The sequence below is a fragment of the Streptomyces sp. NPDC053750 genome (genome assembly GCF_044544295.1).
GTDB lineage: Bacteria > Actinomycetota > Actinomycetes > Streptomycetales > Streptomycetaceae > Streptomyces.
In genome coordinates this window covers 35,326-48,250 of record NZ_JBITXB010000013.1, presented here as the reverse complement: position 1 = coordinate 48,250, position 12,925 = coordinate 35,326, and the positions used below count along the sequence as shown (strand labels likewise).

Sequence of the window (12,925 nt, the reverse complement as noted above, 5' to 3'; positions counted from 1 at the left end):
GGCGGAGAGTAATATCCGTCGATCGGCCCCGGCCGTTCGTTGTACGGTTCTGATGTCCCCGCCCTGTGGATGGCGGGGCCATCGATCCCGAGCCGGCGGGTGAACCGGTTGCATACATGTATGTGGGGACGCTGTCCTTCGACCTCCTCCTCGGCGACGTACATTCGCTGAAGGAGAAGCGCTCCGTCGTCCGCCCGATCGTCGCCGAACTCCAGCGGAAGTACGCGGTGAGCGCGGCGGAGGTGGATCACATGAACCTCCATCGCCGGGCCGTCATCGGTCTGGCCATGGTGTCCGGCGACGCGGGGCACCTCGGCGACGTACTCGACCGGTGCGAACGGCTGGTGGCCGGCCGGCCCGAGGTGGAACTGCTGTCCGTCAGGCGGCGCTTCCACGGCGAAGACGACTGACCGTGAAGCCGGCGGACTGCGGACACGACAGACCGCGAACACGACAGACCCACACAACGCAGAGAAGAAAGAACGGGAGACGGACCAGTGGCCGACAACGCGCGGGCGAAAAGGCTGGCGGACCTCATCCGAGAGGTGGTGGCCCAGAAGCTGCAGCGCGGGATCAAGGACCCGCGGCTCGGCTCGCACGTCACCATCACGGACACCCGGGTCACGGGTGACCTGCGGGAGGCGACCGTCTTCTACACGGTGTACGGGGACGACGAGGAGCGGGCGGCGGCCGCAGCGGGCCTGGAGAGCGCCAAGGGCATCCTGCGCTCCGAGGTCGGCAAGGCGGCGGGTGTGAAGTTCACGCCGACCCTGGCCTTCGTCATGGACGCCCTCCCGGACACCGCCCGCAACATCGAGGACCTCCTCGACAAGGCGCGCCAGTCCGACGCCAAGGTGCGCGAGGCCTCCGCGGGCGCCGCGTACGCCGGTGAGGCGGACCCGTACCGCAAGCCGGGCGAGGCTGACGACGAGGCCGACGAGACGGACGACACCGCTAAATGACCGAGAAGCACACCACGCCCGACGGCCTTGTCATCGTCGACAAGCCGTCGGGCTTCACTTCGCACGACGTCGTCGCCAAGATGCGGGGCATCGCCCGCACCCGGCGCGTCGGGCACGCCGGCACGCTCGACCCGATGGCGACGGGCGTCCTGGTCCTCGGCGTGGAGCGGGCGACCAAGCTCCTCGGGCACCTCGCCCTCACCGAGAAGGAGTACCTGGGCACCATCAGGCTCGGGCAGACGACGCCGACCGACGATGCCGAGGGCGAGATCACGGGGTCGGTCGACGCCTCGAAGGTCACCCGGGAAGCCATCGACGCGGCCGTCGGGAGGCTGACCGGCGACATCATGCAGGTGCCGTCCAAGGTCAGCGCCATCAAGATCAACGGCGTGCGCTCCTACAAGCGGGCGCGCGAGGGCGAGGACTTCGACATCCCCGCCCGCCCCGTCACCGTCTCCTCCTTCGCGGTGTACGACGTCCGGGACGCCGTCGCCGAGGACGGCACCCCGGTGCTGGACCTGGTGGTCTCGGTGGTCTGCTCCTCCGGCACCTACATCCGGGCCCTGGCCCGTGACCTGGGTGCGGACCTCGGCGTGGGCGGCCACCTCACCGCCCTGCGCCGCACCCGTGTCGGGCCGTACAAGCTGGACGCGGCCAGGACGCTGGACCAGCTCCAGCAGGAGCTCACGGTCATGCCCGTCGCGGACGCGGCCGCTGCCGCCTTCCCGCGCTGGGACGTGGACGCCAGGCGGGCCCGGCTGCTCACCAACGGTGTGCGCCTGGAGATGCCCGAGACCTACGCGGGCGCCGGTGCGGTCGCCGTCTTCGACCCCGAGGGCCGCTTCCTCGCGCTCGTGGAGGAACACCGGGGCAAGGCCAAGAGCCTGGCCGTCTTCGGCTGACCGGCCGGCCGACGTGCTCCGTCCGTGGAGCGGCGACCACAAGGACTTCCGTCGTCGCCGCTCCACGGCCCCCCTCGGTTCCCCCACCCCTAGGGTGTATCCAACCCTCCCCACCTGTTCACCCGTCCGGGCAGGCGCTCGGAGTGAACCGGGGGAGTGGAAGGGGGCGCGTTCGCCAGGGGATCTGTCCTGCTGATCATCACGTGCCTACCGTCGAACACACAGCACGGGTGTACGGCGGGGAGGTTCGACGATGGCGTCGCGGAACCGGTCCCGGGAGGCGGCGGACGGCAGGGCGGGACGGCGGTCCGGGAGCGGCTTCCCGGACCCGCGCGTGGGGCCGCCGACGGACCGCGCGGACGACGATCCGACGGGGCAGGCACCCGACGGCGCCCTCGTCCGCATCCACGACCTGGCCGGCCGCCCCCGGGGCACGGGCTTCGCCGCCGACCGGCACGGCACGGTGATCACCAGCCACGAAGCGGTCGACGGCCTGCCCCGACTCGTCCTGCGCACCGCCGGGGACCGTCGCCTCGTCGTGGCCGCCGCCGACGTGACCCCGCTGCCCGCCCTCGGCCTGGCACTCGTACGCACCGAGGGCCTTGACCTCGACCCGCTGCCGGTCGCCGCGCGGGACCGGATCGAGGCCGGGACGTACGTCCGGATCGCCGCCGGTGGCTGGCGCGAGGCCCGTGTGCTGGGCTCCACCGACGTCACCTACACGGCCGTCGACCGTTTCCACCTCCTCGCCGGTGCCATGGAGCTGGCACTCGGCATGTCGGGGCGGGACGCGCTGCGGCTGGGCGGTGGCGCGGCGGGCGGCCCCGTGCTCGACCCGGCCACCGGTGCCGTCCTGGGGGTGCTCGGCACCGCCCTGAGCTCGGGCCACAGCGACGTGGGCTTCGCCGTGCCGCTGCCCCCCGCTCCCGGCCCCCTCGCCGACCTGCTCGCCGAGAACGCGGCGCGGGTCCCGGCCTACGGAGCCGACCTCAACCTGGCCGGCGCACTCGCCCTCACGGCGGCCTCGGTGGGGCAGGGCGCTCCGCAGAGGGCGACGGCGGAAGGCGGGGGCGCCGCCTCCGGTGCGCGGGAGCCGGTCGAACGACCCTCCGTGACACGGGAGTTCGCAGCCTTCGCCGACAGTCGCGCCGGCGTTCTGGGCCTGGTGGGCGCGCCCGGCAGCGGCCGCACGACCGAGCTGGCGGCCCTCGCCGCCCGCCGCTCCCGGGGCGCGGAACCGGCGCCCACGCTGTGGCTGCGCGGCGCCGACCTGAGTGACGACGACCTGTCGCTGGCGGACGCGGCGCACAGGGCGCTCGCCCGGGCCGCCCGCACCGTGGCCGCCTCCGGCCCTGCCCGCCCCGCCGGCCTCGGCGACCTCACACCGGAGCGCCTCGCCCGCCTCGCCCGCACCGCGGGGCGGCCCCTCCTGCTCCTCCTCGACGGTCCCGAGGAGATGCCGCCCGTCCTGGCCCACCGGCTCCCCGAGTGGACCGAGGCCACGGCGGCGTGGCTGCGGGAGACGGGGGCACGGCTCGTGGTGGCATGCCGGGCGGAGTACTGGGAGCGGGCAGGCGCGGAGTTCCCGCGGGAGCTGTTGTACGGGGCGGGCCCCGGCGCGGGGCTGCCTCCCTGCGTCCGGCTCGGCGACCTGGCCGACGACGAGGCCGGCGAGGCGCGCGCCCGCTACCGCGTGCCCGACGGCGCTCTGGCGGACCCGGACGACCGGCACCCCCTCACCCTCCGTCTCCTCTCGGAGGTCCACGCGGCCCTCCCCGGCCCGCCGTCTGCCGTCCGCGTCGACCGGGACGCCGTCTTCGCGGCCTACCTCGACCTGGTGTGCCTGCGCGTCGCGACCCGGCTGGCCGAGGAGAACGGAGTGCGCGGCACCGCCGTGCGCCGACTCGCGGCCAAGGTCTCCGGGCAGGTCCACGAGGCGGCCCGGCGCAGCCTCGGCCCGGGACAGGGCGAGCTGGACCAGGAGTCGTTCGAGGCGGTGTTCCCGAGCGGGCCGGCCCCCGCCCGGCTCGGCGGCGGCACCGGCTGGGCGACCGCCGTGCTCGCCGAGGGCCTCCTCGTACCGGCCGGAAGCGGCTACCGCTTCGCGCACGAGGAGCTCGCCGACTGGATCCAGGGCACGCATCTCGACCTGGACGGGGCCCTGCGCGCCCTCGTCCACCGTCGCGACACCACCCCGCACGACACCCCCACCCTCCCCGTGCCGCACCACCGCATCGGCCCCGTCGCCGAGGCCGTACTGCTCCTGGCCCGCCAGCACGGCACGCTACAACTCGCGCTCACTCTCGAAGAGTTGGTGACCGCCCTCGACGCCGACCCGCACTCCTGGTGGGCGGCCCGCCTGCTCGCCGAGGTGCTGCACCGCGTACCCGACGCGACGCCGTACACGGAGGTCCTGCGCCTGCTCGCCGACGGCATCGCCGAACGCAGGGGCGAAGGGCGGGCGGCGCCCGCGGAGTTCGGGCCCGCCTTCTGGACGGCCCTGCGACTGCCCGAGGCCACGCGCCTCGACCTGTTGCGCCGCCTCGTCCTCGCCGACGGCCCCCCGCACGAGCCCGGCCCCCGCCACCTCGACTCCGTCGCCGCCCTGCTCACCGCCGACCCCGCCACGGTGCAGCCGCTCCTCGTCCGCTGGTTCGACGACGAACGGCCGCTGCCCGCCACCCCGCACGCCACCGTCGCCACGGCCGCGCAGGCGCTGCTGCACACCCACCGCCACCGCGGCCTGGACGGCCTCACCGAGGTGCTCGTCGCGAGCGCGCACCGGCGGGCCGACGAACTGCTCGCCGTCCTCGCCGAGGACGAGCCGTCCGCCCTCTGCCGCGCCGTCGAACGGTGGGCGCGCGACGAACGGCCCCAGCGGCAGACGGCGGCCGTGACCCACGGTCTGCGCACCGCCCCGCACGCACGCACCGCCGCCGACCGCACCCTGCTCCGCCACGCCGCCCTGGTCCTGCTCACCCGCCCCACCGGCAACCCCCTCCACGGTGGAGCACTCGCCCTGCTCGTGCGCGACCCGGACAGCCGCGAGCGCCACCTCCCACGGGCGCTGGACCACTTCGCGGCCGGCGATCCGTACCTCCCGCCGAGCGCGGTGGCCGCCGCCCTGCCGACCCACCCCGACCCCGTCCTCGACGCCTTCCGGGCCCGGCTGCGCGGCCCGGATGCCGGGGAGGCGCTGCGCAGACTCGTCGACGCGACCCCGCCCGCGCTGGCCCGCCGGGTCGCCGCACTCGTCGGGGAGGCCGTGGCCGAGCGCCCGGAGACCGCCGGGCACGTCGCCGCGTACGTCGACCGGCGCCTCGACCAGGGCCCCGCGGCCCGCGCCGTACTCCGTCCCCTGGTCACCGGCCTCCTGGACGACGGCCCCGAGCCGGTGCGGGCCGCCCTCGCGGGCGTGCTCGCCGCCGCAGACGGCCCCGGTCACGGCCCGCTCCGCCGCGAGCTGCGCGAACACCTCCTGACCCACGAACAGGCCCCCGCGGTCCTGGACGCGCTGCTGCACGCGGCCGCCCACTGCGACGGCGAGAGCCTGCGCGCCCTGGTGCACCGCACCGGCCTGCTCCTCGTCCGCACCCCGGACGGCGCCACCCGCTTCGACCGCGGCCTGGTCGACCTGGCCCGTCACCTCCCCGGCTTCGCCACCCGCGTGACCGGCTGGCTGGCCGACGCCCCCCGGGACTGGGCCGCCCTCGTGGGCCCCAGCGCCCGCCGCACGATCGAGAACCTGGCGGGGGCGCGGGTCCCCGCGTGACGGCGACCCGGCCCGCCCGGCGTGCAGCCGGTCACAGCGCCGATGCCGATGCGGGCGGGAGCCGGACGGCATGGCACCCTTAGACCTGCGTAAGAGGCACCGGAAACCACCAAGGAGCAGACACAGTGCAGCGCTGGCGTGGCTTGGAGGACATCCCCGAGGACTGGGGACGCAGCGTCGTCACCATCGGCTCCTACGACGGTGTCCACCGCGGGCACCAGCTGATCATCAAGCACGCCGTGGACCGCGCCCGCGAGCTGGGCGTGCCCGCGGTCGTCGTCACCTTCGACCCGCACCCCAGCGAGGTCGTCCGCCCCGGCAGCCACCCGCCGCTGCTCGCCCCGCACCACCGCCGCGCCGAGCTGATGGCGGACCTGGGCGTGGACGCGGTGCTGATCCTGCCGTTCACGACGGAGTTCTCGAAGCTGTCCGCGGCCGACTTCGTCGTGAAGGTCCTGGTCGACCGGCTGCGCGCCAAGGCCGTCGTCGAGGGCCCCAACTTCCGCTTCGGCCACAAGGCCGCCGGGAACGTGGAGTTCCTGACCGAGCAGGGCAAGATCTACGACTTCGAGGTCGAGGTCGTCGACCTGTACGTGACCGGTGACGCGGGCGGCGGTGAGCCGTTCTCCTCGACCCTGACCCGCCGCCTCGTCGCCGACGGCGACGTCCGGGGCGCCGCGGAGATCCTGGGCCGCCCGCACCGCGTCGAGGGCGTCGTCGTCCGGGGCGCGCAGCGCGGCCGCGAGATGGGCTTCCCCACGGCCAACGTCGAGACCCTCCCGCACACCGCCGTCCCGGCCGACGGCGTCTACGCGGGGTGGCTGCACGCCCAGGGCGAGGCGATGCCGGCGGCGATCTCCGTCGGCACCAACCCGCAGTTCGAGGGCACCGAGCGCACGGTGGAGGCGTACGCCATCGACCGGGTGGGCCTCGACCTGTACGGGCTGCACGTCGCCGTGGACTTCGTGGCCTTCGTCCGGGGACAGGCGAAGTTCGAGACGCTGGACGCGCTCCTGGAGCAGATGGCCGCGGACGTCGACAAGTGCCGGGAGATCATCGCGGGGGACGTGCGGCAGGCCTGACGGCCCCGGTGGCCCCGGGCCGGGCCGCCACCGGGGCCGTACCCGCGCGGCGCCCGCCGGGTGCGGCAGGCAGTCCTTCTGCGCGCCCCGCGCGCGTCAGCTCGGCCGCACGGCCGCCCCGTCCTTGCCGCCGGCCGTCGGCTGCTCCGCCCGCGCGCGGGCCCAGTGGCAGGCGACCTGGGACGCGTCGCCGCCGTGCAGGATCTCCAGCTCCTGGTTCCGGCACGCGTCGGCGACGCCGGCGCGTTCGGCCTCACCACCGGCCAGGACCTGGCAACGGACGTGGAACCGGCAGCCGTCGGGGACGTGCGACGGGTCCGGGGGCTCTCCGGAGAGCACCACCGGAGTGCCGGGCGCCTCCGGCAGGACGGACAGCAGGGCCTGGGTGTACGGATGTCTGGGCGCCGTCAGCACCTGCTCCACCGCGCCCGTCTCGACGATCCGACCGAGGTACATCACCGCGACCCGGTCGGCGATGTTCCAGGCCAGACCCAGGTCATGGGTGACCACCAGCGCGGACAGGCCGAGCTCGGTGCGCAGCCGCAGCAGCAGCGCGAGGATCTCGCCGCGCACCGACGCGTCGAGGGAGGCCACCGGTTCGTCGGCGACGAGGAGTTCCGGTGCGAGGACCAGCGCACCCGCGATGACGACCCGCTGGCGCTGGCCGCCGGAGAGCTCGTGCGGGTAGCGCAGGAAGAAGCGCTCCGGCGGTCGCAGCCCGGCACGGGACAGCGCCTCGGCGACCGCCGCCCGCTCGTCTCCCGCATGGCGGTGGATGCGCAGGCCCTCGGCGACGATGTCGTACACGGTGTGCCGCGGGTTCAGCGAGCCGCTCGGGTCCTGGAGGACCAGTTGGGCCCGCCTGCGGTACGCCTTCAGCGCGCGGGCGGAGTGCTCGAGCGGCGCCCCGTCGAAGGTGATGCGGCCCTCGGTGGGCCGGACGAGACCGAGCAGGCAGCGGGCGAGTGTCGTCTTGCCGCAGCCCGACTCGCCGACCAGCGCGACGATCTCACCCCGCCGGATGTCGAGATCGACCCCGTCCACGGCCCGGGCGGCGGGTGCGCCGCGCCTGCCGGGGAAGGCGACGTGCAGCCCCCGGACGCTCAGCAGCTCGGTCGCGGTGCTCGTCGGCTCGCTCGTGGTGCTCGTCGTCATGGGGTACTGCTCCTCTCTCCCTGGCCCGGCGCCGACGGTGTGCCGCCGGACGCCCCGTCGCCGGCCCGCGGTGTCCCGGGCACATCGGCCCCCACGTGCACACACGCCGCCCGCCGGTCCGTGCCGGCCACCCGCAACGCCTGGTCCTCGGTGGCGCAGACGTCCAGCGCGACCGGACACCTCGGATGGAACGCGCAGCCGGGCGGCACCGCCGCCGGGTCGGGCGGATCACCCGGCAGTCCGCGGGGCGCGAACCGCGAGCCCGGGTCCCCGATCCTCGGGAACGCCCTCGACAGCGCCCGGCCGTACGGATGCCGGGCGTCCTCGTAGACCTGCCGCGCCGGCCCGTGCTCCACCACGCGGCCCGCGTACATCACCGCCAGCCGGTCGCAGGTGTCGGCCAGTACGGCGAGGTCGTGGCTGATCATGATCAGGCCGACGTCCTGCTCGCCCACCAGGCCCTCGACCAGCCGCAGGATCTGCGCCTGGATCATCACGTCGAGTGCCGTGGTCGGTTCGTCGGCGATGATCAGACGCGGGTCGCAGGCCAGCGCCATCGCGATCATCACGCGCTGCCGCTGGCCCCCGGACAGTTCGTGCGGGTAGGCGCTCGCCCGGGCCGCCGGCAGCCCCACCTGCTCCAGCAGCTCACCGGCCCGCTTGCGCGCGCCGGCCGGCGTGGCCCTGCGGTGCACCAGGACGGGCTCGGCGATCTGGTCACCGATGCGGTGCACGGCGTTCAGGGAGTGCATCGCGCCCTGGAAGACGATCGACGCCCCCGCCCAGCGCACCGCCCGCACCCGGCCCCACTTCATCGTCAGCACGTCCTCGCCGTCCAGCAGGACCTCCCCGCCGATCCGGGCCCCGGCCGGCAGCAGCCGCAGCAGCGCCAGGGCCAGGGTGGACTTGCCGCAGCCGGACTCGCCCGCGATGCCGAGCTTCTCGCCCGCCTCCAGGGTCAGGTCCACCCCGCGCACGGCGGCCGCACCGCCGGGATAGGTCACCTCCAGGTCGCGGACCTCGAGCAGACTCAACGGGACACCCCCAGTCTGGGATTGAGAACGGCCTCCACCGCACGCCCGCACAGCGTGAACGCCAGGGCCACGACCGCGATCCCGACGCCCGGCGGCACCAGGTACCACCAGTCGCCGGAACTCACCGACCCCGCCTCCCGCGCGTCCTGCAGCAGCCCGCCCCAGGACACCACCATCGGATCCCCGAGCCCGAGGAAGGCCAGGGTCGCCTCGGCCAGGATCGCGGAGGAGATGATCAGGGTCGTCTGCGCGAGGACCAGCGGCATGACGTTGGGCAGCACGTGCCGGGACATGATGTGCCAGTGCCCACCCCCGAGCGCCTTCGCGCGTTCGATGTACGGGCGTGACTCCACCGCCAGCGTCTGCGCCCGCACCAGACGGGCCGTGGTCGGCCAGGTGGTCACGCCGATCGCCAGCACGATCGTGCCGAGCGACCGGGACAGGACCGTGGCCAGCACGATGGCGAGCACCAGCGTCGGCATCACCAGGAACCAGTCCGTGATCCGCATCATCACCGTGGCGTACCAGCCGCGGAAGTGCCCGGCCGTGATCCCGATGAGCGCGCCGATCGCCACCGACAGCGCGGCAGCGAGCAGCCCGACGAGCAGCGACACGCGCGAGCCCCAGATCAGCAGGCCCAGCAGATCCCGCCCGAACTGGTCGGTGCCCAGCGGGAACCGCCCGCTCGGGCTCTCCAGCGGCTGCCCCGGCGCATCGGTCACACTCTCCACGTCCGACCCGACGGTCAGCGGCGCGGTCAGCGCCACGAGCACGAACAGTCCCAGCGCGGCCAGCCCGAACACGCCCGCGCGGTGCCTGCGGTACTCCTTCCAGAAGCGGGCGACGGAGGCGCGGCGCCGCCGCCGGGCCAGAGCGCGAGGACCGGGTGCGGAGGGCTTCGCAGGGGACTCCGGCGACTCGGAGGACTCGGGGGTCTCGGAGGACCCGGGGGCCTCGGGGGACCCGGTGGTCTCGGCGCTCGTCATCGGCCCACCCTTGGATCGAGCATCGGATACAGAAGGTCGGCCAGGGTGTTCATCAGGATCACCGCGGCGGCGAAGACGAAGAACAGCCCCTGCACCAACGGAAGATCGGGCACGCTGAGTGCCTGGTAGAACAGCCCGCCGAGCCCCGGCCAGGAGAAGACCGTCTCGACGAGGATGACTCCCGCCACGGTCCGCCCCAGGTTGACGAAGACCAGCGTCACGGTCGGCAGCAGCGCGTTGGGCACGGCGTGCCGACGCCGCACGAGGTCGTCCCTGAGGCCCTTGGCCCGCGCGGTCGTCAGATAGTCGCTGCCCATCTCGTCCAGCAGCGCCGACCGGGTGACCAGCAGCGTCTGCCCGTACTCCACGGCGACCAGCGTCACCACGGGGAGGACGAGATGGTGGGCGACGTCGACGACGTGGGCGAAGCCCTCCTTGCCGCCCGTCTCCATGCCGCCGGTCGGGAAGAGGCCGGGGATCGGGTCCACACCGACCGACAGCACGATGATGAGCAGCAGCCCCAGCCAGAAGGACGGGATGGAGTACAGCGTCAGCGCCAGCCCGGTGTTGAGCCGGTCGCCCAGCCCGCCGTGCCGCCACGCCGAGCGGGTGCCGAGGAAGGCGCCCAGCGCGGTGTAGAGCACGAAGGCCGTGCCGGTGAGCAGCAGGGTGTTCGGCAGTGCCTCGGTGATCTTCTCGACGACGGGCGCGTGGAACTGGTACGACGTGCCCAGGTCCCCGGTCAGCGCCTTGAGGCAGTAGTCCGTGAACTGCTGCCACAGGGGCAGGTCGAGCCCGAACTCTCGTCGGTAGACGGCGAGTTGCTCGGCCGATACCTGACGGCCACCGGTCATGAACTTCACCGGGTCGCCGGGGATCAGCCGGAAGAGGAAGAAGCTGGTGACGAGGACGGCGAACAGGGAGACGACCGCTCCGGCGAGCTTGCCGGCCACGTACCGGGGATACGCACTGCCGGCGCGCCCCCGCGGTGCCGCGGCCGGCCGCTTCCGGATCGCGTCACCGGCAACACCGCTCACGGTCGTCCCGCTCGCGGTCGTCCTACTCACGGTCGTCCGCCGTCGCCCGGCGGCGGACGGCGAAGAGGACCCCGAGGCCGACGAGGACGACGGCGCCCGCGGCGATCCCGATCAAGGTCCCGGTCGACGACGAACCACCGGAGGAGTCACCGGAGTCGGCGGGAACCGCCGACCACCAGCTCCAGTAGCCGTCCTGTCCGTAGATGTTGCCCGCGGCGGACGGCATCGTGGTGATCGACTCGATCTGGTCCGTGCGGTAGGCCTCGACCGCGTTCGGATACGCCATGACGTTCATGTACCCCGTGTCGTACAGCCGGGACTGCATCTGCTTGACGATGTCCGCCCGCTTGGCGGCGTCGTACTCCCCGAGCTGCTTGGCGTACAGCTCGTCGAACGTCTTGTCGCAGATGAAGTTGTCCGTGGCCCCGGTGTCCTTCGGCGTCGCCGGGAGCGCCGCGCAGGTGTGGATGGAGAGCACGAAGTCCGGGTCGGGGTTGACGGACCAGCCGTCGAAGGCGAGGTCGTACTCACCGGCCAGCCACGGGTCGGTCACGTTGTCCAGGCAGTCCAGGGTGATCGAGATGCCGAGCTCGCCCCACCACTCCTGCAGGTACTTGCCGACCGCCTTGTCGTTCGGGTCGGTGGCGTGGCACAGGACGCGGTAGTTCAGCGGCTTGCCGTCCTTGCCCAGGCGCTTGCCCTCGGCGTTCGTCCGGTAGCCCGCCTCGTCGAGCAGCCGGGCCGCGCGCGTCGGGTCGTACGCCAGCTTCTGCTCGGCCGTCGGCTCGTAGAAGTACTGCGAGAAGCGCGGCGGGATGTAACCCGCGCCCTCGACCGCGTGCCCCTGGAACACCTTGTCGACTATCGCCTTGCGGTCCACTGCCATGAACAGCGCGTGCCGCACCCGCTGGTCCAGCAACGAGGGGTCGCCGTTGCCGAACTTCGTGCCGTCCTTCGCCTGGGCGCCCGGGTTGGTGGCCAGGGCGTAGAAGCGGCGTCCGGGTGCGTCGTTGACGCGGATGTTCTCCTCGCTCTTGAGCGAGTCGGCCTGCGCGGGCGTCAGCGACGGCGACCCGGCCACGAAGGACACCTCGCCCTTGCGCAGGGCGGCGACGGCGGCGTCCTGGTCCTTGTAGTACCGGAAGACCAGCTCGTCGAACTTCGGCGCGCCCCGCCAGAAGTCCTTGTTGGCCTTCAGCCGCACATAGCTGTCCGGCTTGTAGTCCGTGAGGACGAACGGCCCGTTGCCGACGACCGGGAAGTCCTTGTCGTTGTTGAACTCCGAGAAGTCGTCGACCTTCTCCCAGACGTGCTTGGGCGCGATCGGCACGTCGAGCGCGGTCATCGTGGCCTGCGGCTTCTTCAGCCGGATCACCAGCTCGGTCGGGCTGGGGGCCGTGACCTTCTCGAAGTTGCCGACGAAGCTGCCGTTGGCGGTGGCGGCACCCTCGTCGGTCATCATCTTGTTGAACGTCCACGCCGCGTCCTCGGCGGTGGCCTGCTGCCCGTCCGACCACTTGGAGTCGGAGCGGATCGTGTACGTCCAGGTCAACTTGTCCGGCGACGACTCCCACTTGGTGGCCAGACCCGGGATGACGTGGTTGTCCTTGGGGTCGTAGTTGGTCAGGTACTCGTAGGTCAGCCGGTGGATGCTCGTACTGAGCAGCCGCACCGCCAGGAACGGGCTGAGCGAGTCGACGCTCTGCGCCACGGCGACGGTGAGCACCTTGTTGCCCCCGTCGCCCCCGTCGCCCTCCTTCGCCGAGGCCGAGGGGGTGACCGCCCCCGACGCGAGGAGCAGCGCGCCGGCGCCTGCTGTGGCGAGGAGGCGGGTTCTCCACGGCCGGTGGGCGGTACGTCCGCTGCCGTTCTGATCGTGTGTGCTCATGGCTACCTGACCTCGCGTCATCGCACGCGCAGACGCCGGGCGCCCTCGCGTGAGGCGGGCTTGAACAGTGGTGAACGCCGAATGAAGTGTGTGTCTACCAGCGGCAG

The 12,925-nt window shown here is 73.4% G+C and carries 10 protein-coding genes; 5 read left to right on the top strand and 5 right to left on the bottom strand.

What is annotated here, in order from left to right; translation table 11 throughout:
- The first annotated feature begins 116 nt into the window (after window positions 1–116).
- The 5 genes from ACIGO6_RS30450 to ACIGO6_RS30430 all read left to right on the top strand — a co-directional run bounded on the left by ACIGO6_RS30450 (window position 117) and on the right by ACIGO6_RS30430 (window position 6,718).
- Window positions 117–410 (top strand): DUF503 domain-containing protein, encoded by a 294-nt coding sequence (locus ACIGO6_RS30450; protein ID WP_217250894.1) that lies wholly within the window; start codon window positions 117–119, stop codon window positions 408–410.
- Between the two features lie 87 nt (window positions 411–497).
- Entirely contained in the window at window positions 498–962 is a 465-nt protein-coding gene (gene rbfA / locus ACIGO6_RS30445; protein ID WP_399881968.1) for a 30S ribosome-binding factor RbfA, read from the top strand.
- Window positions 959–1,864, top strand: a complete 906-nt coding sequence (gene truB, locus ACIGO6_RS30440; RefSeq protein WP_399881966.1) for a tRNA pseudouridine(55) synthase TruB — start codon at window positions 959–961, stop codon at window positions 1,862–1,864. Before rbfA ends, truB begins: the two co-directional genes overlap by 4 nt.
- 253 nt (window positions 1,865–2,117) lie before the next feature.
- A complete protein-coding gene (locus ACIGO6_RS30435; protein WP_399881964.1) occupies window positions 2,118–5,636 on the top strand; it encodes a trypsin-like peptidase domain-containing protein in 3,519 nt (1,172 codons plus the stop codon).
- Window positions 5,637–5,761: 125 nt separating this feature from the next.
- A complete protein-coding gene (locus ACIGO6_RS30430) occupies window positions 5,762–6,718 on the top strand; it encodes a bifunctional riboflavin kinase/FAD synthetase (RefSeq protein ID WP_399881962.1) in 957 nt (318 codons plus the stop codon).
- A 96-nt stretch (window positions 6,719–6,814) separates the two neighbouring features.
- Here ACIGO6_RS30430 and ACIGO6_RS30425 read toward each other — a convergent pair whose 3' ends face one another.
- Genes ACIGO6_RS30425 through ACIGO6_RS30405 form a run of 5 tightly spaced genes read right to left on the bottom strand, consistent with a single transcriptional unit; the run spans window position 6,815 to window position 12,818 of the window.
- On the bottom strand, window positions 6,815–7,873 hold the full coding sequence (locus tag ACIGO6_RS30425; RefSeq protein WP_399881960.1) for an ABC transporter ATP-binding protein: 1,059 nt from the start codon (window positions 7,871–7,873) through the stop codon (window positions 6,815–6,817).
- Window positions 7,870–8,907, bottom strand: a complete 1,038-nt coding sequence (locus tag ACIGO6_RS30420) for an ABC transporter ATP-binding protein (RefSeq protein WP_399881958.1) — start codon at window positions 8,905–8,907, stop codon at window positions 7,870–7,872. Before ACIGO6_RS30420 ends, ACIGO6_RS30425 begins: the two co-directional genes overlap by 4 nt.
- On the bottom strand, window positions 8,904–9,893 hold the full coding sequence (locus tag ACIGO6_RS30415; protein WP_399881956.1) for an ABC transporter permease: 990 nt from the start codon (window positions 9,891–9,893) through the stop codon (window positions 8,904–8,906). The genes ACIGO6_RS30420 and ACIGO6_RS30415 overlap by 4 nt, the downstream gene beginning before the upstream one ends.
- A complete protein-coding gene (locus ACIGO6_RS30410; protein ID WP_399882201.1) occupies window positions 9,890–10,906 on the bottom strand; it encodes an ABC transporter permease in 1,017 nt (338 codons plus the stop codon). Before ACIGO6_RS30410 ends, ACIGO6_RS30415 begins: the two co-directional genes overlap by 4 nt.
- A 46-nt stretch (window positions 10,907–10,952) precedes the next feature.
- A complete protein-coding gene (locus ACIGO6_RS30405) occupies window positions 10,953–12,818 on the bottom strand; it encodes an ABC transporter substrate-binding protein (protein ID WP_399881954.1) in 1,866 nt (621 codons plus the stop codon).
- Window positions 12,819–12,925: the final 107 nt, after the last annotated feature.